The sequence below is a fragment of the Xenorhabdus sp. PB30.3 genome, assembly GCF_963895965.1.
Lineage (GTDB): Bacteria > Pseudomonadota > Gammaproteobacteria > Enterobacterales > Enterobacteriaceae > Xenorhabdus > Xenorhabdus stockiae.
Map to the genome: position 1 here is coordinate 20574 of NZ_CAWQMW010000090.1, position 23088 is coordinate 43661.

Annotated in this window: 28 protein-coding genes, 3 tRNA genes and 1 pseudogene; 14 read left to right on the plus strand and 18 right to left on the minus strand. The window is 49.0% G+C overall.

The features are described 5' to 3' along the window. The first annotated feature begins 6 nt into the window (after positions 1-6). Genes AACX38_RS06055 through AACX38_RS06105 form a run of 11 tightly spaced genes read left to right on the plus strand, consistent with a single transcriptional unit; the run spans position 7 to position 6811 of the window. Positions 7-330: a phage holin, lambda family gene (locus tag AACX38_RS06055; RefSeq protein ID WP_209028769.1), complete on the plus strand. Its 324-nt coding sequence runs from the start codon at positions 7-9 to the stop codon at positions 328-330. Beyond that, complete coding sequence (locus AACX38_RS06060) at positions 323-724, plus strand: structural protein (RefSeq protein ID WP_228863755.1); 402 nt, start codon at positions 323-325, stop codon at positions 722-724. The genes AACX38_RS06055 and AACX38_RS06060 overlap by 8 nt, the downstream gene beginning before the upstream one ends. Further along, on the plus strand, positions 721-1170 hold the full coding sequence (locus AACX38_RS06065; protein WP_228863756.1) for a lysis protein: 450 nt from the start codon (positions 721-723) through the stop codon (positions 1168-1170). Before AACX38_RS06060 ends, AACX38_RS06065 begins: the two co-directional genes overlap by 4 nt. Before the next feature lie 3 nt (positions 1171-1173). Beyond that, positions 1174-1629: a phage tail protein gene (locus tag AACX38_RS06070; RefSeq protein WP_228863757.1), complete on the plus strand. Its 456-nt coding sequence runs from the start codon at positions 1174-1176 to the stop codon at positions 1627-1629. Beyond that, on the plus strand, positions 1626-2261 hold the full coding sequence (locus tag AACX38_RS06075) for a phage virion morphogenesis protein (RefSeq protein ID WP_228863758.1): 636 nt from the start codon (positions 1626-1628) through the stop codon (positions 2259-2261). Before AACX38_RS06070 ends, AACX38_RS06075 begins: the two co-directional genes overlap by 4 nt. Before the next feature lies 1 nt (position 2262). After that, entirely contained in the window at positions 2263-2892 is a 630-nt protein-coding gene (locus AACX38_RS06080; RefSeq protein WP_228863759.1) for a phage baseplate assembly protein V, read from the plus strand. After that, a complete protein-coding gene (locus AACX38_RS06085; protein ID WP_228863760.1) occupies positions 2892-3233 on the plus strand; it encodes a GPW/gp25 family protein in 342 nt (113 codons plus the stop codon). The genes AACX38_RS06080 and AACX38_RS06085 overlap by 1 nt, the downstream gene beginning before the upstream one ends. Positions 3234-3237: 4 nt before the next feature. Further along, entirely contained in the window at positions 3238-4146 is a 909-nt protein-coding gene (locus AACX38_RS06090; protein WP_228863761.1) for a baseplate assembly protein, read from the plus strand. Beyond that, entirely contained in the window at positions 4139-4747 is a 609-nt protein-coding gene (locus AACX38_RS06095) for a phage tail protein I (protein ID WP_228863762.1), read from the plus strand. Before AACX38_RS06090 ends, AACX38_RS06095 begins: the two co-directional genes overlap by 8 nt. After that, positions 4744-6387 (plus strand): phage tail protein, encoded by a 1644-nt coding sequence (locus tag AACX38_RS06100; RefSeq protein WP_228863763.1) that lies wholly within the window; start codon positions 4744-4746, stop codon positions 6385-6387. Before AACX38_RS06095 ends, AACX38_RS06100 begins: the two co-directional genes overlap by 4 nt. Position 6388: 1 nt before the next feature. Beyond that, positions 6389-6811: a tail fiber assembly protein gene (locus tag AACX38_RS06105; RefSeq protein WP_228863764.1), complete on the plus strand. Its 423-nt coding sequence runs from the start codon at positions 6389-6391 to the stop codon at positions 6809-6811. Positions 6812-6848: 37 nt separating this feature from the next. Here AACX38_RS06105 and AACX38_RS06110 read toward each other — a convergent pair whose 3' ends face one another. Next, a complete protein-coding gene (locus tag AACX38_RS06110; RefSeq protein WP_228863765.1) occupies positions 6849-7574 on the minus strand; it encodes a Thoeris anti-defense Tad2 family protein in 726 nt (241 codons plus the stop codon). Between the two features lie 234 nt (positions 7575-7808). Between AACX38_RS06110 and AACX38_RS20735 the strand changes: the two are divergent. Next, positions 7809-7871: pseudogene (locus tag AACX38_RS20735) on the plus strand (phage tail protein); the annotation flags it as partial. 19 nt (positions 7872-7890) lie between these two features. Here the strand turns inward: AACX38_RS20735 and AACX38_RS06115 are convergent. From AACX38_RS06115 to AACX38_RS06140, 6 genes are read right to left on the minus strand one after another with little or no spacing between them, the layout of a single operon-like run. Beyond that, positions 7891-8337, minus strand: a complete 447-nt coding sequence (locus AACX38_RS06115; RefSeq protein ID WP_228863766.1) for a phage tail protein — start codon at positions 8335-8337, stop codon at positions 7891-7893. Between the two features lie 4 nt (positions 8338-8341). After that, positions 8342-11281 (minus strand): phage tail tape measure protein, encoded by a 2940-nt coding sequence (locus tag AACX38_RS06120; protein WP_228863767.1) that lies wholly within the window; start codon positions 11279-11281, stop codon positions 8342-8344. Beyond that, on the minus strand, positions 11278-11427 hold the full coding sequence (locus AACX38_RS06125) for a GpE family phage tail protein (RefSeq protein WP_339385663.1): 150 nt from the start codon (positions 11425-11427) through the stop codon (positions 11278-11280). Before AACX38_RS06125 ends, AACX38_RS06120 begins: the two co-directional genes overlap by 4 nt. Continuing rightward, positions 11427-11732: a phage tail assembly protein gene (locus AACX38_RS06130; RefSeq protein WP_228863768.1), complete on the minus strand. Its 306-nt coding sequence runs from the start codon at positions 11730-11732 to the stop codon at positions 11427-11429. The genes AACX38_RS06125 and AACX38_RS06130 overlap by 1 nt, the downstream gene beginning before the upstream one ends. Positions 11733-11775: 43 nt before the next feature. Then, positions 11776-12288, minus strand: a complete 513-nt coding sequence (locus tag AACX38_RS06135; protein ID WP_228863769.1) for a phage major tail tube protein — start codon at positions 12286-12288, stop codon at positions 11776-11778. 12 nt (positions 12289-12300) lie between these two features. Next, a complete protein-coding gene (locus AACX38_RS06140; RefSeq protein ID WP_228863770.1) occupies positions 12301-13476 on the minus strand; it encodes a phage tail sheath subtilisin-like domain-containing protein in 1176 nt (391 codons plus the stop codon). A gap of 161 nt (positions 13477-13637) precedes the next feature. Between AACX38_RS06140 and AACX38_RS06145 the strand changes: the two genes are divergently transcribed. Together AACX38_RS06145 and AACX38_RS06150 are read left to right on the plus strand one after the other, a co-directional pair. Next, on the plus strand, positions 13638-14747 hold the full coding sequence (locus tag AACX38_RS06145) for a phage late control D family protein (RefSeq protein ID WP_228863789.1): 1110 nt from the start codon (positions 13638-13640) through the stop codon (positions 14745-14747). Between the two features lie 58 nt (positions 14748-14805). Beyond that, entirely contained in the window at positions 14806-15057 is a 252-nt protein-coding gene (locus AACX38_RS06150; RefSeq protein ID WP_228863771.1) for an ogr/Delta-like zinc finger family protein, read from the plus strand. 60 nt (positions 15058-15117) lie between these two features. Here AACX38_RS06150 and AACX38_RS06155 read toward each other — a convergent pair whose 3' ends face one another. From AACX38_RS06155 to AACX38_RS06205, 11 genes are all read right to left on the minus strand, one after another. Continuing rightward, a complete protein-coding gene (locus AACX38_RS06155; protein ID WP_228863772.1) occupies positions 15118-15816 on the minus strand; it encodes a hypothetical protein in 699 nt (232 codons plus the stop codon). A 395-nt stretch (positions 15817-16211) separates the two neighbouring features. Beyond that, positions 16212-16298, minus strand: a tRNA-Leu gene (locus AACX38_RS06160). A 6-nt stretch (positions 16299-16304) separates the two neighbouring features. Continuing rightward, positions 16305-16378: transfer RNA gene (locus tag AACX38_RS06165), tRNA-Cys, on the minus strand. 4 nt (positions 16379-16382) lie between these two features. Then, positions 16383-16458 (minus strand) — tRNA-Gly (locus AACX38_RS06170). A gap of 142 nt (positions 16459-16600) precedes the next feature. Beyond that, positions 16601-17149, minus strand: a complete 549-nt coding sequence (pgsA, locus tag AACX38_RS06175; protein WP_228863773.1) for a CDP-diacylglycerol--glycerol-3-phosphate 3-phosphatidyltransferase — start codon at positions 17147-17149, stop codon at positions 16601-16603. A 56-nt stretch (positions 17150-17205) separates the two neighbouring features. Further along, positions 17206-19038: an excinuclease ABC subunit UvrC gene (gene uvrC, locus AACX38_RS06180; RefSeq protein WP_228863774.1), complete on the minus strand. Its 1833-nt coding sequence runs from the start codon at positions 19036-19038 to the stop codon at positions 17206-17208. Positions 19039-19084: 46 nt separating this feature from the next. After that, the gene (uvrY, locus tag AACX38_RS06185; RefSeq protein WP_228863775.1) at positions 19085-19726 is read right to left on the minus strand and encodes a UvrY/SirA/GacA family response regulator transcription factor; all 642 of its coding nucleotides are present in this window, start codon (positions 19724-19726) and stop codon (positions 19085-19087) included. Positions 19727-20046: 320 nt separating this feature from the next. Further along, positions 20047-20448 (minus strand): GFA family protein, encoded by a 402-nt coding sequence (locus AACX38_RS06190; protein WP_228863776.1) that lies wholly within the window; start codon positions 20446-20448, stop codon positions 20047-20049. A 134-nt stretch (positions 20449-20582) separates the two neighbouring features. Beyond that, a complete protein-coding gene (locus AACX38_RS06195; RefSeq protein WP_228863777.1) occupies positions 20583-20957 on the minus strand; it encodes a hypothetical protein in 375 nt (124 codons plus the stop codon). A 110-nt stretch (positions 20958-21067) separates the two neighbouring features. Then, positions 21068-21853, minus strand: coding sequence for a thioesterase II family protein (locus tag AACX38_RS06200; protein ID WP_228863778.1), 786 nt, complete (start codon positions 21851-21853; stop codon positions 21068-21070). 193 nt (positions 21854-22046) lie between these two features. Further along, entirely contained in the window at positions 22047-22655 is a 609-nt protein-coding gene (locus tag AACX38_RS06205) for a histidine phosphatase family protein (protein WP_228863779.1), read from the minus strand. Between the last annotated feature and the right edge of the window lie 433 nt (positions 22656-23088).

Sequence of the window (23088 nt, forward strand, 5' to 3'; positions counted from 1 at the left end):
CTGACAATGAAAGACCAACCGGATTTATGGGTCGAGATGATCAATGGCCTGAAGAATTCATGGCCGCAGATATCCGGCTCCCTGCTGGCTGTCCTGATCTGTTATGGCCGCCTGATTTATGACGGTGTAGAACGCCGCAACCGTTGGGTTGAACCGCTGCTATGCGGGGCGCTGTCATGGGGCATTTCCAGCGGACTGGAGCTGTTCGGTATTCCCGGCACGGTGTCACCGGCACTGGGTGGAGCCGTGGGTTTTATCGGTGTGGAAAAGCTGCGTGAATTTGCAACCCGTGCCATTAACAAACGTTTGGGAGATAAACCGCATGAGTAGAGGTATTCGGAATCATAATCCCGGCAACATCGATTATCACCCGACTAACCGCTGGCAGGGACTATTATCCCATGATCCGAAGATTGAAGCGCGGTTCTGCCGGTTTGAGTCGGCGGAATATGGTATTCGGGCACTGATGAAACTGCTGTGTAATTACCACAAAAACGGCTATCAAAGTGTTGCCAGAATGATAGACCGCTGGGCACCCACCCATGAAAACAACACGTCGGCGTATATTCGCGGTGTTGCCAATGCCTTGGGGGTTGATCCGCATCAGGTGATTAGCGTGGATAAAGTGACATTGATGGCACTGGCTAAATCCATCATCCGGCATGAGAACGGTCAACAACCGTATCCCGAGGCGACGTTTGAAAAAGCGTTTGCGCTGCTATGAGTTGGAAATTGCCGGTTTTCTCCCTTGTTGGTATTGGGTTGATCGGTCTCTTCTGCCATTACCTGATTAACAGCAATATGGCGCTGCGAAATGAAAACCAGTCACTTAATCAATCCCTGTCAGCGCAAGTGGCTATCAACATTAAGCAACAGGAAAGCCTCCAGATACTGCATGAACAGGATATGAAACGGTTACAGGAACTGACTCATGCCAAAGCTGAAATTGACCGGTTGCACGCTGCTGCTGTGGCTCACCCTGAGCGGGTGTACATCAAAGCCGAGTGCCCTGTGCCTCAAACCACTGCCTCCGCCGGCGTGGTTAATGCAACCGGTGCCCGACCTACAGACGCCGCTGTCCGAAATTATTGGTTACTCCGAGAGCGCATTGCCACCTCAGCACAAATGATCCAGGGGTTGCAGGCATACATTCAGACACAATGCAGGTGAGCCATGTTAAAGCCTAATTTACTGCGGGAAATGATTGTCAGGCATGAGCCGTTTTTCAACCAGAATCCGGATCGACTGGAAGTGTTTGTCACTAAAGGCAACCTGATGGCTACGGGCACACAGTCGGCGTCTTTTCTCTATCAGTATCAGTTGGAAGTGCTGGCGCTGGATTACCCGAACCCGCTCGACAATCTCAGCATTCCGATACTGGCATGGGCGCGACTGCATCAGCCAGATTTACTGTTTAACCCGGAACGCCGCAAAGACGGTTTTCGCTTTGAGGTCGATTTACTCAATAACGACACCGCCGACATTCTGTTTACGTTGCCGGTTTCTGAGCGGGTCGTGGTGCACCGGGAAGAAGGGCAATTGATGCCGACTCATCTTGATGAGCCGTTACCGGATGCCCGGTCACTGGCAGCATGGGATGTCCTGCTAGATACAACGGGGGCAGTATGAGCCAGAACAATCTGTTGCTTTCACTGGAAAATGAATTACAGCGGTTGTTGTCTACGACGACCCCCGGTTATCGCAGCCGGCTGGCCCGGCAGTTAGCCACCGCTATTCGTACTGACCAGCAAAAACGTATCCGCAGCCAGAAAAATACCGACGGTTCCGGCTATGAACCCCGCCGCCGCCGTATTCTGCGCTCACAGAAGGGGATTCGCTTTATTTACCGGGGTAATGTCCGCTCCCTGAAAAACTGGCGTTCAACCCGTGGTCGCCGTGGGCGCATGATTGCGGGTTTTGATGAAGATAAAGGCGCGGTACGGTCATTTTATCGCGGGAACATAGATCGCTATCTGGAAATTAACCGCAGTGAGACCCGCAAAACAACCGCCCGGCGTGACCCGATGTTTCCACGCCTGAGAACGGCCCGGCTGTTAAAAATGCGTACGTCAGCGGATTCGGCTGTGGTCGGTTTTCAGGGGAAAGCGGCGGCGATTGCCCGGCAGCATCAGTACGGACTGACCGGCAGTATTAACGCACTGGCACAGGTGAAATACCCACGCCGTGAACTGCTGGGACTCAGTGAGCACGAAAAAGTCAAACTGATTGAACTGATTTATCACGATTTGGCGGAGGCATGACATGACACCGGCAGAACTTTACCGATTGTTAATGAATATCGTGCGGGTAGGAACAGTATCCGCAGTGGATCTGAGTAACCAGCGTTGCCGCGTCCGTATCAGCGGATTGCAGACCGACTGGTTGCGCTGGACAGCCCAGCGCGCGGGTTCATCCCGGACATGGTGGGCACCGAGTATTGGTGAGCAGGTATTGGTACTGGCGATGGGCGGTGAACTGACCACCGCGTTTGTGGCGGGATCTCTTTATTCTGCTGCGCATGTCGCGCCTTCCGCGTCAGCCGATGCCGTGCATATCGCGTTCCCGGACGGGGCCGTCATCGAATATGAACCGAAAAGCAGTGCCTTAACCGTCAGCGGAATTAAAACAGCCAGTGTCACGGCCTCCGTGTCGGTACAGGTGACAGCCCCACAAATTACCTGTACTGCCAGTGAGCAGATCACGTTAGCGACTCCGGTCGTGATGTGTACTAATCACCTGACCACCGGCAGTCTGGCGATCCGTCAGGGTGGCACGATGCACGGTAATATCACCCATACCGACGGTCAGTTCAGCTCCAACGGCATTGTGGTTGATTCACACCGGCACAGTGGCGTCTGGTCAGGTGACAGTACCTCAGGAGGGCCGGTCTGATGCAGTTTATGGGCATGGACAGGTACACCGGCCACACACTGTCAGACAGCGAGCATATTCGCCAGAGTATCGCTGATATTCTGATGACGCCGATCGGCTCACGGGTGATGCGCCGGGACTATGGTTCACTGCTGCCTGATCTGATTGACCGTCCGCAAAATCCGGCCTTGCGTCTCCAGATCATGAGTGCGTGTTATCTATCCCTGCTGCGCTGGGAACCCCGCATTCGTTTAGAAGCGATCAATTATCTGCGGGCAGAGCAGGGGGAATTGTCGGTCGAGATCAACGGGGTGAATATCCAGAATAATCTGCCTTTTTCGCTTTCCATTCCGGTGAGGTGACTCTATGCCAACGATTGATTTAAGCCTGTTACCGCCGCCTGATGTGGTGGAATCGCTGGATTTTGAAACGCTATTTACTGAACGCCGGGAAAAATTGATTGCGCTGTACCCGCCGGAGCAACGGGACAGCATCGCCCGTACACTGGCGCTGGAATCCGAACCCTTGACCAAGCTGTTACAAGAAAATGCCTACCGGGAGTTGTTGTTGCGCCAGCGTATCAATGAAGCCTCGCGGGCCGCAATGGTGGCGTTTGCCAGAGGATCGGATTTAGATCAGTTGGGGGCCAATAACAATGTCAGCCGACTGGTCTTACAACCGGCTGATAACGCCGCTGTGCCGCCCGTACCCGCTGTGTTAGAAGCGGACGCGGATTTTCGCGTGCGTATCCCACAGGCGTTTGAGGGATTAAGTGTCGCCGGGCCGATAGCGTCTTATGAATACCATGCCCGCAGTGCCGATGGCCGAGTTGCGGATGCGTCCGTTATCAGCCCATCACCGGCTTGTGTGACGGTCAGTATTTTATCCCGTGACGGAAACGGCGCAGCCAGTGGTGAGCTGGTCGATATCGTTAGCCATGCCCTGAATGATGAAGATGTCCGCCCGGTGGCCGACCGCCTGACGGTACAGTCGGCCAAGATTGTGAACTATGCCATCGACGCGGTGCTGTACCTGTACCCAACGCCGGAATATGAGCCGATATTGCAGGATGCCCGGGCACGGCTGGCGCGCTACACCGCAGAGCAGCACCGCATTGGCCGCGACATTGTGCGCAGTGCCATCTTTGCGGCCCTGCATGTGCCCGGTGTGCAGCGGGTCGAGCTGAAAGCACCGGTCAGGGATATGATTTTAGATAAAACACAGGCCAGTTACTGCACTTCCGCCCGCATTACCCTCGGGGGTTCCGATGAATAACCGTCTGTTACCGGCCGGCTCGTCTCCGCTGGAAGTGGCGGCTGCCGAAGCTTTATCGAATCTGGCCGCTGTTCCCGTGCCTATCCGTGACTTGTGGCAGCCCGACCGTTGTCCGGTCAGATTATTGCCCTATCTGGCGTGGGCATGGTCGGTGGACCGCTGGGATATGGACTGGTCGGAAAAGACCAAGCGCGAGTCGATTAAAGTAGCCATGTTTGTCCATAAACACAAAGGCACGATTGGGGCCATTCGCCGGGTGGTGGAACCGTTCGGCTATCTGATCCGTATTATTGAGTGGTGGCAGAACGGGGATGCGCCCGGAACCTTTCGTCTTGATATCGGCGTGATGGACACCGGTATTACCGAAGCCACCTATCACGAATTGGAACGCCTCATTTTTGATGCCAAACCCGCCTCGCGTCACCTGATTGGCCTGTCCATTCAACTGGAAACCGGCGGTACGGCGTACTGTGCCGCGACCTGCTATGACGGCGATATCCTGACGGTTTACCCCTATGTGACTGAATGTATTACCACCATCGGGGCGGATGTGGTGGGGGGCTGTATTCACCTGATTGACACACTAAGGATTAGCGCATGAGTACCAAATACTTTGCTTTATTAACAAAACTCGGGGCTGACCGGCTGGCCAATGCCGCCGCACTGGGCACCAAAATTGAAATCACGCATATGGCGGTGGGCGATGGTGGTGGGAGTTTGCCGACACCAGATACCAACCAGCAAAAGCTGGTGAACGAAAAACGCCGGGCAGCCATTAATGTGCTCAGTGTTGACCCGAAGAATACCAACCAGATTATCGCTGAGCAGGTGATACCGGAAAGTGAGGGCGGTTGGTGGATACGGGAAATCGGCCTGTTTGATAAAGATGGCGTACTGATAGCGGTCGGCAACTGCGCCGAAACCTACAAACCCCAGCTACAGGAAGGCTCCGGGCGTACCCAGACCATCCGCATGGTGCTGATTGTCAGTCACACGAATGCGGTAACACTGAAAATTGACCCGTCGGTGGTGCTGGCGACACGGGAGTATGCGGATGCGTCTGTTGCTCAGGCTATCCGGGCGCATGAGCAGAGTCGTCGCCATCCGGATGCGACATTGAGCGAAAAAGGCTTTGTGGTATTGAGTAATGCTATTGATAGTAATAGTGAAACACAGGCAGCGACGCCGAAAGCCGTGAAGGTAGCGTATGATTTAGCGAATACTGCCAACAGCCATGCTAATAGCCGCCTTGAAAAGAGACAGAACGGGGCGGATATCCCGGATAAAACCGCCTTCATCAACAATCTGGGATTACGCGATACCATCAGTCAGGCGCAAAATGCCCTGCCGGTTTCCAGTGCAAAACATGCTTCTATCGGTTATCTGACACTCAGCAGTGGGGATAATTTACCGGGCATGCGTTTTATTGCCAGTGATGCGCATACCGTTGGTATCGAGGCCACCCACGGGAAACACCTGACAATTTTTTCTGATGCTCCCGGCAATCAACGGCGTTACACACTGGAATTACCGGAAAAAAATGGTACGCTGGCGACTATCGGGGATTTACTGGGCAATATTGCCAGTGTCAATACGCACGTTAACCAGCGCCTTGAAAAAGCGAAGAACGGGGCAGATATTCCCAATAAGTCAACGTTTATCAATAATCTCGGGTTAGGGGATACCGTCAGTCAGGCGCAAAATGCCCTGCCGGTTTCCAGTGCAAAACATGCTTCTATCGGTTATCTGACACTCAGCAGTGGGGATAATTTACCGGGCATGCGTTTTGTGTCGGCGGATGCCCATACCGTTGGTATCGAAGCTACCTACGGGAAATACCTGACGATTTTTGCTGATACACCGGATAAGCAGCGGCGTTACACGCTGAATTTACCGGAAAAAAATGGCACGCTGGCGACCGTGGGGGATTTACTCAGCCATATTGCAAACATTACCCGAAACACAGCGAATAAGTCGGCGACCGGTTGGTGGCGATGCGGTGATACCGGTGTCATTCTGCAATGGGGACGGGTCATGAATGCATCGGGAGAAGGGCGGGTTGTCCTGCCGTTACATTTCCCCGAAACGACAGCCTTTGTGCAGATGACATTATCGGGGTCTGATGTTTATGGCAATGCGACCGTGATGCAACTGGATTTAAATCAGCTGTCCAAAGAATCGTTCAGCTATGCACTGGCAGGGACGCAGGTCAGGTTTAACTGGTTTGCGGTGGGGTATTGATATGTACACATACAGCGCGAAAACAAATGCCTTTTATCTGAACGGATTAAAGCAACGTTATATCGAATGTGAAACATGGCCGGATGACGGTATAGATGTGAGTGAGGCGGTGTTTAACAAGTTTGCGGGAAATATGCCTCCGATGGGTAAAATGCGGATTGCCGGGGCGGATGGCTTGCCTGCCTGGGGTGATATTCCTCCCCCGACACCGGAAGCCCGGCAACGCTGGGCAGAGCAGGATAAGCAGCGTCTGATGGCGCAGGCTTCAAAGGCGATTGCGCCTTTGCAGGATGCGGTGGATTTAGGGATGGCGACCCCTATCGAAAAAACAACACTGATGGCATGGCGCAAGTATCGGGTCCTGCTCAACCGGGTCGATTGTTCGGCGGCTCCCGATATCCATTGGCCCACGCAGCCGAAATGATCACAGGGGCGAAAATGCCCCTGACACTATTTTCACATCAGTCATGCCATTTAAAGTGGAAACGGACAGTGCCCATCATGGTTTTCACCAGCTCACCGATTTTTTCAGCCTCGCTGCCTTGATAGCAAGGACGGTGATACGCCGAGTCGGGTGTGCGGTGTCCCAGTGGATATTCGATCCCTTTGACGGTGATCGTCAGTTTTTTATCGGTGATGGCGCTCACCTTTTCCCTGTCTTTAGGCAATTGATTGCTAAAATGAACGCTGAATTCATTGGGTTTGGCGGCATTATTATCCACCCAGTCAAAACGGGGAACACCAAAACCAAAAGTCGTGTCAATCAACATGAGCTGATGCGGTTCAGACACGGTCCATTTGTCATAGGCCGGGTCAGTATGGCTGCTCCGGGAACTCGTGTATTTGTCCAACACCAGCCGATATTCAACCCGTTTAGGAACCTCTGGTGTTCTGACAACCACTTCCCAGTCCAGCGCGTCCATCTCCGCCACAGAGGCTAACCAGGGCATCACATTCCCCGATGCGGTATGACGTTCAAGGTAAGGCAGGTAATGAAAGCGGGTCCCCACTTTCACGCCGGCCTGTGCCGGATAATCACCGGCATTGACTGGCTGGTCAGCCCGTCCCAGACGGCGCAGCAGGTATTCCTCCTGATTGGCCCAAGTTTTTTTACTGACGCGTTGGCCGTTTTGCAGTTGCAGCAGTGCCCACGCATAAGAACCTGCTTTCGCCATTAAATCACTCATGTTTTTATTCCTTGTAGATGAAAAGACAGTGACAGCATAGCGGCCCAGCGTGTTTGATGATATTGACCGGAATTGTAGGACAAAGGAGACAGTGCGACGGAAAATTATTTCCGTAACAGACTATTTTTCTTACCTCTGTTCCCTTTGTACCAGTCCTCACACACCCCCCATCACGGGCATTTTATTGTCACACCGACCACCATAGCGCTATCCCCTTTACCGGAGCAGATGGCTATGGCCCAGGACTATCATCATGGCGTGCGCGTGCAGGAAATCAACGAAGGCACCCACACTATTATTATTGCCCGTGCTTTCTCTACGAGAACATCGATCCTGCTAAATCCAGCAAATCATCAGCCGTAACCCTGCTCAATCCCTCCCGGATATCTTCACTCACCCGCTTAAGCGATAACGTGAATTCAATCCGTCTGGCCTTGCCATTGGCGAAAAATTCCGTGCGGTTTTCAGTCAGGCTGTCAATGACAAACATGCCGTAAATCATGCCGGTGCCTTCAATTAACGGCCACGGTTTGGCGGAGAACGCCATTGTTCGCAGCACTTCCAGTGAAATATCCCCGCCGGTGACTTCCGGGTACAACATCCCGTTTAAGGTAATGCTGTCTTCGCCGGGGCCGACATACTGCCATTTGGCTGACTTGCCGATGCGATCATTTTTCACATGCCGCCAGTCCATATTGCGATTAAGTGACTGGTAAGGTGTGGTCTTGAGCATAAAAACAAACATGCCATAAATCATCATCATGGTATTAATCCTCATCGTACAGACTGGAACGGCGGCGCACGCCCTGTTGCTGCATGATTTTGTCAATTTCCGCTTTCACCAGCGAACTGATTGACCGGCTGTCTTTCATGTCCACGCCGTGAAAATGCAGGTTAAATGAGTAACGCTCATCCCGTGGGGCAGGGTTATTGCCGGCGCGAGCGGGCGTCATGGGCACCGGCACGCCATCCAATACCGGTTGGCGGGGTTGCAGAGCTTCCGTCAGGCGGCTGAGCAGTGAGGGTTGCTGTAAACGGGGTTCCTGATACAGCCCGTCAACCGGGATCACCGGTGGGCGGTTTTTAAAGACAATCTCGCCCAGTCTATTGGGATCGGTTTGTGGAGCGGCATTGCCTGCGGCGGCCAGTGCGCCGGTGGTTTGTTTATCCTTTTTATCGCCGGGATTGTAGACTTTGGGACCGAATGCAGGCAGATCGATTTTCGGGGGTTCTGCTTTCGGCTTAGTGTCCCCGGCTTTTTCGGCGGCTTTCGCGATGGCATTGTCCGGCGGGGTGGGAGTCCATTCCTGCGGCACCATCTTTTTCGCGTTGTCATCCCAGACCCACTTCACCGATTTTTTCACTTCGGGCAGGTTCACCGGTCCCATGGCATTCGTGGCTTCAAGCGCGGCTTGAGTGGCATCCGGGATCATACCCAGTTTTTCCAGCAACCAGCCTACGCCTTTTGCCACCATGGCAATCACATTCACCACGCTGGCAATGGCCTTACCGACCAGCCGGCCGAACGTTTGGCCGGCTTCAGTGGCGGCTTTCAAGCCTTCTGCGGAGGTGTTGACCGGCTCGAACAATGACTTAAACCAGTCCCAGACTTTTTTGATGGCATTGCCGATTGCATCAAAAATCGGCGCGAACGGAGCAAAGGCGGCTGCGAGGGTATCGCGAACGGGCGCAATCGCTTCCATCAGCCCACTGAAAAAACCTGAGAACCAGGCTTTGATGGGTTCCCAGTATTTCCAGATCAGCACAGCTGCGGTGACAATGACAGCAATTAGTAACCCCAACGGGCTGAATAACAGGGCAAACCCACCACCGATAGCCGATACTGCCAGTTGTCCGGCCATACGCAGCGCACCAAATCCGCCGGTCGCCAGACTTTTTAATCCGTTTGACAGCATGGAAAGTGCCGTCATTGGGCTGGTGAAGACGGTCATCAACCCGGACGATAATCGGCCCAGTGAGGGAAATAATGCAGTCAGTCCGCCGCCCCGAGTTAGCATAAATAAACTCAGACGCAGTGCCGCAAAGGGGACGATAACGGCTGCCGCCGCCAGTGCCAGAGCGCCGAGGGCAGTGACTGTCACGCCGATGGCAATAGCGCCTTTTGCCAATGCCGAGGTGAGCTGTGGATGGGCTTTCATCCATGTGCCGATTTTACCGAGCAAACCGGTGAGACTTTGCGTCACATTACGCAGGGGTGAATCGACACTTTCTTCTACCTGAATGCCCAAATCTTCCCATGCGGATTTGAGCTGTTTGATATCCCCCTTAAGGTTATCGATTTTCACCTTGGCGTTTTTGGCCGATTCCCCTTTCGCGTTAACGTTGGCGGTCTTTTTCTCATCATATTTGCCGTTCAGGGTGCCTTTTATCACTGCATTCATGCCGACCATCGCTTCTTCGCCGAAGATGTCTTTTTTCATGCGGATCTGACTGGCCTGATCATACTTGCGCAGGCTGATGGCCATATCCTTCAGAATGTCGTCAGCGTCCCGTAGCTCACCGTTGGATTTTTTGATTTTCACGCCCAAAGCGGCCATGGCATCCGCGGCCCCGCCGGTCGGTGCCACCATACGGGAAAGCCCCGCCCGCAATGACGTGCCCGCCATGCTGCCGCGAATACCCTGATCGGCCATCAGTCCGGCCATCGCTGCCATGCTTTCCAGACTGACCCCCACTTCTGCCGCAATAGGGCCGGCATACGTCATGGTTTCACCCAGTTGGCGTAAGTCGGTATTACTGCGGGTGAAGGTGGCGGTCAACACATCAGACACCCTGTCCATCTGATCTGCATTCAGGCTGAATTGCGTCAGGACATTGGAGCCAATATCCGCCGCCTCGCCGAGTTCGACCTCACCGGCCAGCCCCATATTAAGTACGCCGGGCAGCGCTGCTTTGACCGATTCCGGGGTAAAGCCGGCCATCGCCAGAAACTTCTGACCCGCCGCGGCATCAGTGGCGGTGTAAGCGGTTGTTGCCCCCAGTTGTCGGGCCTGCTCACGCAGCATGTTGAGTCTGGGATCGTCTTTGTTCAGCCGGGTCAGGGCCTGAACCGTGGACATGCCCTCATCAAAATCCAGCCCCGGCGCCATCACGCGTGACATGCCATAGAGCGTACCGATCCCCGTTGCCATTGCAGCGGCGCCCGATGTTGCCAGTTTGCTACGGGTTTCTTTGGCGGCGGTATAACGTGCCTGTGCCTGAGTGACAGCGGTTAAACGTCGTTGCTGTTCAGCCAGTTGGCGGTTATAGGTTTCGGTACGTCGGGTAACCTGCCCGGTCACATCACTGCTACTGCGGGCTGAAATGCCGTGGCGATAGAGTTCGGCAGCGACGCCGCGCAGACGTTGTTTTTCTCTGTCCAGCGTGCGGGCGTAGCGATCCCGCTCTTGTCGGGCAGCCAGTAATGCCCGGCGTTGTTCATCCGTTTGATCCCTGAAACGCGGATATTCGGCATTCAGCGCCTTAACTTTGGCTTTGGCTTCTTCGTAGGCGTTATTGGTTTTGCTAACGGAGTCGGTCAGCCGTTCAAAGGTTCGCGCCTGATTTTGCAGATGACGGGCGCTGTTCTGGGTATTGCGGATTTGTGAAGACAGCCCCGCCGCTGCCCGGTTGGCAGCATTCAGGGGGCCGGAGAGTCGGTTTGCGGCGCTTAGTGAAACCCGAATGTTTAAGTTACGATCGGTCATGATTCGTTTCCGTTACGGGCCGCCGCGCGTTCGTGCCATTTCAGTAATTCACTTACCGTCATGCCATTGCACTCTGACGGCGACCAGTGAAAAACCGTGGCAATATCGGCAATAATCTCGTCGGTATCGACCGCCGGGCAGGGAATTACCTGTCGGCCGGTTCGTTCGTCTCGTTCGCTGGCGAGGTGGGCGCTAAAAAATTCGCGATGCCCTCTGCCAACTGGGTAAAATCCTGAATCGGCATGGTAGTAATATCCGCCTCACTGAGACGTGGGTGAGTGACGCGGGGTAACAGGGTGATCAGGGTGTTCACATCACTGCTCATCACATCCCAGAGTTTCAGGCCACGCAGGGCACCAACCTGTTTCATGGTGTCGGTGATCTCCACCTCAGTAATGGTTTTGCCGTTAGTCAGTTTCAGTGCTTCAGAAAAAGTAATTGTCTTTGACATCATGTGATCCTTTGGTGGACGGGTAAAAAACCCGCCGTTCATGTTAATGACCAATATTGGCCCGGTGTTTTTCAAGCAAATCCTGACCGTTCACCCGCCAGACCAGATTGAGCATATCGACTTCATGCAGTTCTTCATTGTTCAGCGTGATCTTACAGTAGGTATTTTTCAGCGTGTACTTATGCTGGGTATTTTCCCCGGCTTTGGCGCTGCCCCAGTCCACCTCGGTAAAGCGCCCGCGGGTCTGGATCTCACAGGCGACGGTTTCCCCGGTGGCATCGTCGTAGTACGACCCGGCAAAACGCAGTTGCAGGCTGTCAATCCGGCCGCCCCATGTTTTGAGCAGGCTGGCTTCCAGTCCACCCATGGTGACTTCCATATCCAGCGCACCGCTATCCATGCCCATCAGAACCGCCACGGAGCCGGGCATCCCCGCCCCCTGATAATCTTCGGTCTTGAGAGTCAACTTGGGCGTTGTGACTTCCTCAACCTGTCCCAGATATGTCTGACCATCAATAAAGACGTCAAACATAAAGAGTTTTTTCGGCATCCCCATGCGAATTTTCCCTTAACCTAACTGATTGAACACAGCAAAATATTCATCGGTAAACGTCTGCACCAGTTGCAGGTTTTCCAGCGGGGGGACAGGCGTGTATTTATAGTGGATCGTCGCCGTCCCATCGCGCAGCATTTCTTTCGGGTTGTCGGTCGGATCAAACCAACATTCAAACCCCAGCAAACGCCCCTCAGTGACCAGTTGTGCGCCTTTGCGGTTAATCCCGTCTACCACGTCTTTTACCAGTGACGGTAACAGCGGTTTATCCACATAGGCGAAATGCGCTTCGGCGATCATGTCGGCCAGTATCTGTGCCGTGCGGGTGTACACTTCGAAGAAGTAGGTCTGGGCATCACAGGTGCGGTTACCCCAGAACCGGAAGCCATCCCGTTTAATCAACGTGGTGACCCCTTTACTGTTCAGGTCGTCCGCATCGGTATCCGTGCCCTGTAATGTCCAGTAGATATCGGCGGAAATCCCCAGCACACCATTAATCGGCACGTTAGACAGCGACTTATGCCAGCCCTGTTCAGCATCAATGCGGGCACGCAAACCCAGTGCAAACGCGGTCGCCGGTACGGTTTCATTCTGCCCGGACTGGCTGTTATAGGTGATGAAATCCGGATAAATCATCATGATTTCACGCTGACTGAAATTCTTACGGTATGTCTTCACCTCAGACAGCGTTTTGCAGTTATGGGCGCTGATATAAGCGAATGCCCGCAATTTTTCGGCAAAAATCGCCAGTTGCAGGGCAACAGGTTGTGTGTCCAGTTGGGGGACAGCCAGCAAACGCGGGTGTTCGCCGGTGTTGATTTCGGCGGCCAGTAACGCATATAACCCGGTGTAGCGTCCCGTTGCACTGAGTCCGCCAATAACCAACTGATCCTGTGTTTTCTTCTCGCCGTCCCCTTTCTGGTTGGTGGCGTCAGCAACGCGGATCACAATCACTTTCGGGCTGCACTGGTCAGAAATGGCTTTCAGTGTGGTGTATAACGTGCCGGTTTTCCCCGCCTTGCCGATGACACTGTTGATACGGGTGACTAAGACCGGCATATCCAGCGGGAATGTCTCGGCGTCGGCATCATCCGCCGTACAAATAACCGCAATCACGGCGGTATTAATATCGCGTATCAGCGTGCTGAGTTCGGTGGTTTCCCTGACCGATACGCCATGATGAAATGACATAACCTTGTTGCCTCATCAGATTGTCGATAACGCTATGTTGCGGTCTTTTGACAGGCAAATCACGCGGAGCGGCTTCTCGCGGAGCGCTGACACCGGACAGGCATTGTTCGCGCGCCCGCGCGGGGCAATCATGGAATAACTTCGCAACAGATGAGAGCCCCATGAACCCGATTGATATTCTGACCAGCACGGATTACGTGAAACAACCCGCTTTTGACCTGCGTATTGGCGGAGAAAAAATCACTTCCCTGAATGATCGCCTGCTGTCCCTGTCACTGACCGATAACCGCGGCTTTGAGGCCGATACACTGGAACTGGCGATTGATGACACGGACGGTAAAGTGGCATTGCCACCGCGTGGCGCAGAAATTGCCGTCAGGCTGGGCTGGCAGGGGGAATCCCTGATTAACAAGGGGTTGTTTGTGGTGGATGAAATCAGCCACAGTGGGCCCCCTGACCGACTGGAAATCACCGCCCGCAGCGCAGATTTTCGGGAAGAGTTCAACATCAAACGGGAGTATAGCTGGCATGATGTCACCATTGGCGATGTGGTGAGTGCCATTGCCGGGCGCTATGACCTGCAACCGGGCGTGAGTCGTCAATTGATGGGCGTTGAAATTGACCATGCCGACCAGACCAATGAAAGTGATATCAGCTTCTTGTCCCGCATGGCCGAGATGGTAGGTGCGGTGGCGACGATCAAGAATGGCCGCCTGTTGTTTATCGTGCCGGGACAGGGCGTGTCACAGAGTAGCAGCCCGCTACCGGTTATCACCCTTCATCGTGACAGTGGCGACCGGCACAGCTTCCGGGTGGCTGACCGGGCGGCCTATACCGGGGTGAAAGCCTGCTGGCTGGATCTGAATTTTGGTAAACAACCCGCCACCACCCTGAAGCGTAAAAGGAAACAAAGTAAAGAAAAAAAAGCCCGGTCGAGCCGCCGTGAAGGGGAATATCTGGAAGGCGCAGACGGAAACGTCTATGTCATGCGCCAGACGTTCAAGACCGAGCAGGCTGCCCGGCGCGCGGCGGCGTCAAAGTGGTCGCGTCTGCAACGCGGGGCGGCGGAGTTTGCTATCACTCTGGCACGGGGCAGGGCAGAACTGTATCCCGATCTGACGGCGGCTGTGGTGGGATTTAAGGCCACCATTGACAGCCACCAATGGACGCTATCGCGGGTGGTTCATGTGATTAATGAAAATGGCTTTACCACTCAGCTAGAGCTGGAATTAAAAATTAAGGAGACGGACATGGCAGAAAGTGACCAATAATCATAAACAATGCGGTATAATCGCGGCAGGCACACCCCCAATGATGGAGGGTTTTTTCATGGCGTTTACCTGTCCCCAATGCGGCGCTGTGGCAAAGACGCGAACCAGCGAAATGATGAGTGAAGAAACACGGCGCAGTTACCACCAATGCCAGAATATTTTGTGTGGCTGCACGTTTACCACGATCACCAGCATTGAGCGATATTTGACACTTCCGACACCCCAGCCATTACCGACTGATTTTACCGTCCCGAAACTGGCGTTCCCGGCCAGCCATTATGGTGATGAACAAATTGGATTTGGATTCTGATTGAAGGCAGCCCCGAATAAAAATCGGGGCTTATTCTGTATTGGTTATGCAGAAAATTTATTACTCAGGGAGCATGTCCGTTATCACGAAAACCTGTCCTTCCTCTGATACGGTCACTTTCGGTATGTACGCTATAATTTCGCCCGTTTTTATATCTACTTTCGCCGTACGATAATCTTCTTCTATCCTTTCGAATATACTTCTGCCTTTGAATACGGTGTGTACGACAGCGTAAGGTTGTTGTTGTTGGTTGAGGGCTAATTGGTAGGTTGTTTCAATATGCTGATAACTGGAAACATCAAACATATTGCGATTAATGGCTTTTTCTAACGGTTTGTAAGCATTATTGGTGCGGCTAAAGTTTGCAATAAAGTTATCCAGATTGATGGAGTCATCAGGTGTACTTAAATATTTTCTGAAATCATCATCACACGCAAGAATTTCATCAGGTTTTAGCTTGCCCGGTTTTGCAGAATAGCGTTGAGTTAAGCAGGTGTAGAAAGGCCCCGTCACCATCTTATGTATGTTCTTGAAAGGAAAATGGCTTTTATTGTTGGACGCTGCTTGCTGGTCATCATTGCGGATCAAATCAGCATTACTGACGATATGGAAGGTAGCGGCACAAGCCATAATACCAACGGTTATGGCTATGATGGTTTGTGGCTTTAATCCGCTTGATCTTTTTTCTCCACAGTGTGGGCATGTTTGTTCATTCGGTGTTATCTCCCCCTGACATTTTTTACAATTTACGCGTTTCATAGCCATCAATCCCTATCAAATTTTGTTTGGTTATCCATTTCAATCACATTAATGGGACAAATATGACAAATGAGCATGTTTGGTCAAGGAGGTGTCTGTATAGATGTGAGATTTATCTAATAGATTGATAGCGATGAAGTAGAAAACCTTTCGAAAATAGAAGGGCATTTTTGCATTCGTACAGCGGATTTTTTAATTTCGATTCGTGAGATACGTCACGGTGAAAAAGCGGTTAATTGAAGGGTATCTGGCGATAAGAGAAAAACTGCGTCGCCACTCTGTCGCCATTTCGTCGCCACTTTGCTATTTTCGTACAATAAAAACCAAAGAAAAAAGCCACCGTGCGGTGGCCTTTTTTATTCCCGAACTCACTGTTTTATCAGTGGTTTTTAATTTGGTGCCCAGGGCGGGACTTGAACCCGCACAGCCTTACAGCCGAGGGATTTTAAATCCCTTGTGTCTACCGATTTCACCACCTGGGCTAAATTTGGAGGCGCGTCCCGGAGTCGAACCGAGGTTGACGGATTTGCAATCCGCTGCATGGCCACTCTGCCAACGCGCCTTTTTGGAGCGGGAAACGAGACTCGAACTCGCGACCCCAACCTTGGCAAGGTTGTGCTCTACCAACTGAGCTATTCCCGCCTTTTCAAACCGCTTGATTTACTTAACTTATTTCGTAAACCTCATGTGCCGTTCGATGCGTTGCATTCTACTTATTTCCCGAAATGAGTCAACACAATTATTTATAAAACTCGTTCGTTCGATGGTTTTTGCATCATTCGGATCAACTTTCGCGCAAATCAGTCCATGCAGCGCTCAAATATTGAAACATTGACCAGAATGTCAGGATTGTCGCAGCGTATAATAAGATGAAACCACCGATTTCAACTTCAGCGTTTGGACGCCATAGCAAAGCAACCAATGCTGCCATTTGTGCCGTTGTTTTTACTTTACCCATCCATGAGACAGCGACACTGCTACGTTTTCCTAATTCCGCCATCCATTCCCGAAGGGATGAGATGATAATCTCTCGCGCAATCATGGTTGCTGTCGGTAATGTTATCCACCAAGTATGATAATGCTCTGCCACCAGTACTAATGCAGTGCCTACCATGACTTTATCAGCAACAGGATCCAGAAATGCGCCAAAGCGCGTTGTCTGTTTCCATAAACGGGCAAGAAAGCCATCAAACCAATCTGTCGCCGCAGCGATCACAAAGATGATGGCACATAACATCGGCGCCCATTGGAAAGGCAGGTAAAAAGCCAAAACAAAGAATGGGATTAAGGCAATACGAAATAGAGTAAGCCATGTTGGAATATTTAATTGCATAATGCTTAGTAACTATCTGGCCAAGTGAAGTTTATCGGTATGGTGCATCAAGAATCTTAGTGTTTCAACGCATTATAAATTTTTTCTGCCAGTGAATAAGAGATAGACGGTACTTTTGCGATCTCTTCAACACTTGCATTACGTAAAGGTTGTAACCCTCCCATATATTTTAACAGCATTTGCCGACGTTTTGGTCCGATTCCTTCGATAGATTCCAGTGTACTGGTCTTTTTTGCTTTTTCCCTACGCTGGCGATGACCTGTAATTGCGTGATTGTGAGACTCATCACGTATATGTTGAATAACATGTAAAGCAGGTGAGTCAGGAGGAAGTGCTACTCCTTCATCTTCTATGGAGAAAAATAGCGTTTCCAGCCCGGCTTTGCGGTCACTGCCTTTGGCTACGCCAATAAGTTTAGGATGCCTTTTATCCCATTCAACGTCTAACGAGTGAAAGACTTCTATTGCCTGTTTTAACTGACCTTTACCACCATCAATAAAGATGATGTCAGGGATTTTCGCTGAATCAATAGCTTTACTGTATCGACGGCGTAATACCTGATTCATTGCAGCATAGTCATCTCCTGCTGTGATTCCACTTATGTTATAGCGCCGATACTCCGAGCGTAAAGGGCCATTACTGTCGAATACAACACAGGATGCAACTGTCTGGTCTCCCATAGTATGGCTGATGTCGAAGCATTCCATCCGGCGGATTTTTCCTATACCTGCAAATTCAGCAAGTGCTGCCAGACGCTGATGAATTGTCGATTGCTGGGAAAGTCTGGTTGTTAATGCAGTAGCAGCGTTGGTGCGTGCCAGTTTGAGGTAACGAGCCCTGTCCCCTCTGGGGCGGGGCTGGATATGTACTTTTCTGCCGGATAATTCAGAAAGAGAGTCTTCCAGCAACTCTTTTTCCGGTAGTGAGAAGTCCAGTAAGATTGCGGTTGGTAATGTTCTGTTCTGGCTACCCTGAAGATAAAATTGCCCGAGAAAAGTCTGTACGACTTCATCTAATTTGGTATCTGTAGGAATTTTAGGATAGTAACTCCGGCTCCCAAGAATTTTACCTTGCCGGATAAATAGAACATGAACGCATGCCATGCCTGCTTCAAAGGCAACACTGATAGCATCCAAATCATCTCCTTCACCGGAGACAGATTGCCGTTCTGTGACTTGTCGTACAGCCTGAATCTGGTCGCGGTAGCGTGCTGCATCTTCAAAGTGAAGCTGTTTGCTTGCGTTTTCCATTCTTTTAACGAGTTCAGACAGTACCTGTTGATCTTTACCAGACAGAAATAAACGAACGTATTCTACTTGTTGCTGATACTCTTCATCTGTGACAAATCCTTTGACGCACGGAGCAAGGCAGCGACCAATCTGGTATTGCAGGCAAGGCCTGGAACGATTGCGATATACGCTATTTTCACACTGACGAATGGGAAATAATTTTTGCAGAAGTGCTAATGCGTCACGTACTGCGTGGGAGTTTGGGAATGGACCAAAGTACTCTCCCTTAGCATGTTTGGCTCCACGATATAGAGTCAGGCGAGGATGGGTATCACCACTTAAGAAAATATAAGGATAAGATTTATCGTCCCGGAGCAATACGTTATAGCGAGGCTGGTAAAGCTTGATGTAGTTATGTTCAAGCAGCAGAGCTTCTGTTTCTGTATGGGTGATAGTGACATCAATCTGAGAGATATTTTTCACCAAAGATTCTGTTTTTCGGCTGCTAACCTGCACCCTAAAATAGCTGGAAAGCCGTTTTTTTAAATCCTTAGCTTTGCCGACATAAATCACAGTCCCGGTTGCATCATACATCCTATAAACACCGGGTTGGCTGGTTACTGTTTTTAAAAATGTTTTTGAATCAAATTGCTCTGCCACGATTTACCACCCATCACTGACTCATTTTATCATCCACTATGATTTATCATATTGGGGTATCAAGTAAACCACAGCGTATTGCTATATGGGTTAATTCTACATCACCCTTGATATTTAATTTGTTGAACATTCTATAGCGATAGCTATTAACGGTTTTCGGGCTCAGGTTAAGGAGTGCTGATATTTCATTCACTTTCTTGCCCTGAGTGATCATTGTCATGATCTGTAACTCTCGTTCAGAGAGATCATCCAATGGATTCTCTTTTTGTGGAGATAGCTGATCGAGGGCCATTTGTTGGGCGATATCAGGAGAAATGTAGCGTTGCCCGGCATAAACACTCCGGATAGCGTTGATCATATCCTGAGGTGTAGCGGCTTTACTTAAATAACCCCTGACACCGGCCTGCATAACTTTTGTGGGTAGAGAGCTTTCGGTATGGATGGTCAACATAATGATCCGGGTATCAGGTGAATAGCGAATTATTTTTTTCGCAGCTTCAAGGCCTCCTATGCCGGGCATTCCCATATCCATCATAACAACATCTGTGCTATTGGATCTGCACCATTTAATAGCATCTTCTCCGCTACCGGCCTCACCTATAACTTTAATTCCCCGTACATCATCAAGTATGCCTTTCACGCCAATGCGAACCAGTTCGTGATCATCAACTAACAAAACATTAATCAAACAACTTCTCCACCAACGTAACACCTACTTTCGATTTTCAAGTCACCCACTGTTTTCCAAGTTGCAACATGACTGCCATCGCTTGGAATCCATCGGGTATAAAACATTTTGCCTAATAAGGGCAACATTATACTGGTATTAGCAAGAAACAGAAAGAAATTGTTACATATCAACAAAATAAATATAGAAATAATTATTTACACAAAATTTGTTTGTGATGAAAACTATATATATTGATTTCAGCAGGGAAGGGAAAATATGGATTGTATGTGAGTATTTATGTTGATAAATAGTATGAGGGGAGTGTCCCCTCATATAAATTAACTAAACAATTTCAGAATATCTTGTTTAGTTAGCATTGGTGTTTTTTCAACGAAATTGTAATAGCTGGGCTTGCTATCGATAAATACTTGATTGGATAATTTTCCCGAATCACTATTTTCAAATAGAGCTACTGGGACATAATAAGTACTGGGATGATGCAGGTGATAAAAAAGATGAGTTCCACATTTTTTACAGAAAGCGCGTTCTGCCCACTCTGAAGAGGGGTAAGTTGCAATGTTTTCATCTCCTGTTATCTGTAAATTATTTTTACACTCTACAGAGAGAAATGGTCCCCCGCCCCAATTCTGGCATGTTTTACAGTGGCATGCATTGATAGTATCAATAGGATCATTGGTTTTTACTTCTACTGCACCACACAAACAGCGACCTTTATTCATTGTATTACCTATGTGCTTTAGATAAATATTAGTAATAAAATTCTATATCAAATACAGCTGTTGTTTAATTATTTATTTTGTTGAATATGTCATATTTATCACAATTATTGATATTAAATCATAAAGAGAAAGTATTAGGGATTATTTTCCTTTTCTTTATTATCGTTTTCATCACCATCATCAATATGCCAATTGTGAAGAATACGGTGAACGAATGGTGTCACTACTAATCCGACGGCAATAAAAAAGATAGCCTGTAGAAATAACCCATAAATAGCAGCGAAATATTTCCCCAGTGTGCTGGTTGGTTGTATATGCAGGGTCTGTGTGCCAATCATTGAAACAGAATTTAACAGTGCATCAGGAATTGCATGGCTTTCAATGAGGAAAAAACCTAATACACCGGGAATAATGCCAATTAAAAAAATAGCTAGCGCATGTAAAAGGAAACGAAGTATTCGCAGAAGAAAGCGATCCAGACTAATTAATTTATCAGTAAATTTTTCCATGCCGGGGCCTCCACCAATAAATTTTTATAATTGTACGTTGGTTTTTATTTTTATCAATATTAATTTACGGGCCACACAGATAATGTGAAGCCCGTAATTTTTGTATCGTTTTAATTACCTGATAAGGTTTTAAATGGTCGTCTGGATATTTTGGAATGAATTATCTTTGATAGAGCATCAATAACCAGATCATGATTATCATCAATAAAGAAATGACGGCCCTGAAATAAAATAACATTTTTATCCTGTTCGAATAAATCAAACCAGGAATAAAGTTCATGCTCAGCTACCAGCGGGTCATCTGTTCCGCCAAATACTGTCAAGGGGCAAGCGAAAGATTCTGTTCCGATATAGTAATACTCTTCTGAAATCTTAAAATCTGCTTTTATGGCAGGTAAGATCAGCGAGAGTAACTCATCGTTCTCAAGAATTTGCTGATTTACGCGGCCGAAATCCTTCAATGCAATTGCAAATTCTTTGTCGTTTAATGAACTTATTGGTTTGCGAATGGCAGAAACCTGTGGCCCTCTGCTGCCGGAAGCAATAAATTCAATGGGTAATGGCAATGATTCTGCAGCGATTTTTCTTAGCAGCTCAAAGGCTACCCGGCTTCCTAAGCTATGCCCTAAAAATATATATGGCTTATCTAACAGAGGCTTGATGTTGGTATATATATCCTCAACCAGGTTTTGCATATTGTCATAAGGTTTTTCTTTGAACCTAGCCCCTTTACCCGGAGGCTGGCTGACTAAAAACTCAACATTTTCTGTGATTTTTCTGGCAAAAGGCACAAAAGTTGAGTTACTACCCCCAGCATAAGGGAAGCAAAATATTCTGATTTCCGGGTTAAAAACCTGACTGAGATTGATAAAGTATGGCGAGTATTCGTTGTGCACAATAGAATCCCATTGTTATTTTTTAGATATCTTAAAATAAAGGACTTTCATTATTTCTGTATTTTCATTAACAGAAAGCTACTGTCTTTGGAACATACTATCGAATATTAAAATACAATGCTTTTAGGGTTTTTTGTTATAGTCCTGAGGTTTTATGAAACAGGGCAGCGAAGATGTTTCTACAATTATGTTTTTATTTTAATAAATGCGTTGCAACACCCCAGTGCACCACATGAATTCTCTCCTTTTTAACATCAATAACAGAGTAACTACAATTTTGGTGGCTATATCGTGTTGTTTCCTCTTGTAAATTACCGCCTTTTAGTTGCCATAACAGGGATTGCAGAGTACGGCCATGTGTAACCAAGCATACCGTATCATTACTATTATTTGTTGCCAGATTTTGTATGTAACTGATGGCTCTTTGTGCTACTTCAATTGTAGATTCGCCTTCAGGTATAGTTACCGTTGGATCTCCGGCAAAAAGCCGTGATGTAATGTCGGGATAGTGATAATCCGCCTGTTCAAAGGGTAATCCTTCTAATATCCCAAAATTTTGTTCACATAAATTTTCATTAATTTCCATCCCGCAGCCGAAATAATCTGCTAAAACCTGACCTGTCGTACAGGCTCGACCGGAAGAAGATGAAATCACTTTGCTGATGGGAAAATCTTTTATTGCTGATAATAATGAATTTATCTGTCGGAAACCATTTTCAGTCACAGGGCTATCAAGACGTCCCTGAAGAATTCTTTCTATATTCCATTGAGTTTCTGCATGCCGTATTGCAATGATGCGCATTATTTCTTCCTTACATTCAATATCACTAAATTTATCTATAAATAAAATGAATTAATACTGTAAGAAATTAGGAAAATAACTAATTTCATATAGCTCTTAAAAGATAAACATTACCAGATTTTTGTTTATATTTTCACTTTTTATATTATTAATGGTGATTAGTTGGATAGGATTTGCTGAATTGCACTATAAAAAATAGCCACTATATTTAATCAAAGTAATTTTAAACTCAAAAGCTTATATGCTCACAAATAGTTATCTAATGTGATTAACTCATCAATATTGATGTTACGGTTCATACAGCACTGTGAAAAAATTGACGCAAGACCATAAGTGATAACAGCCGTTTAATTTTCCTGATTGTGTCAACCATCCTATGGGCAACTGCCAGAGAATACTAAGTCTATTTTTTATTTCGTGTAAAGATAGAATA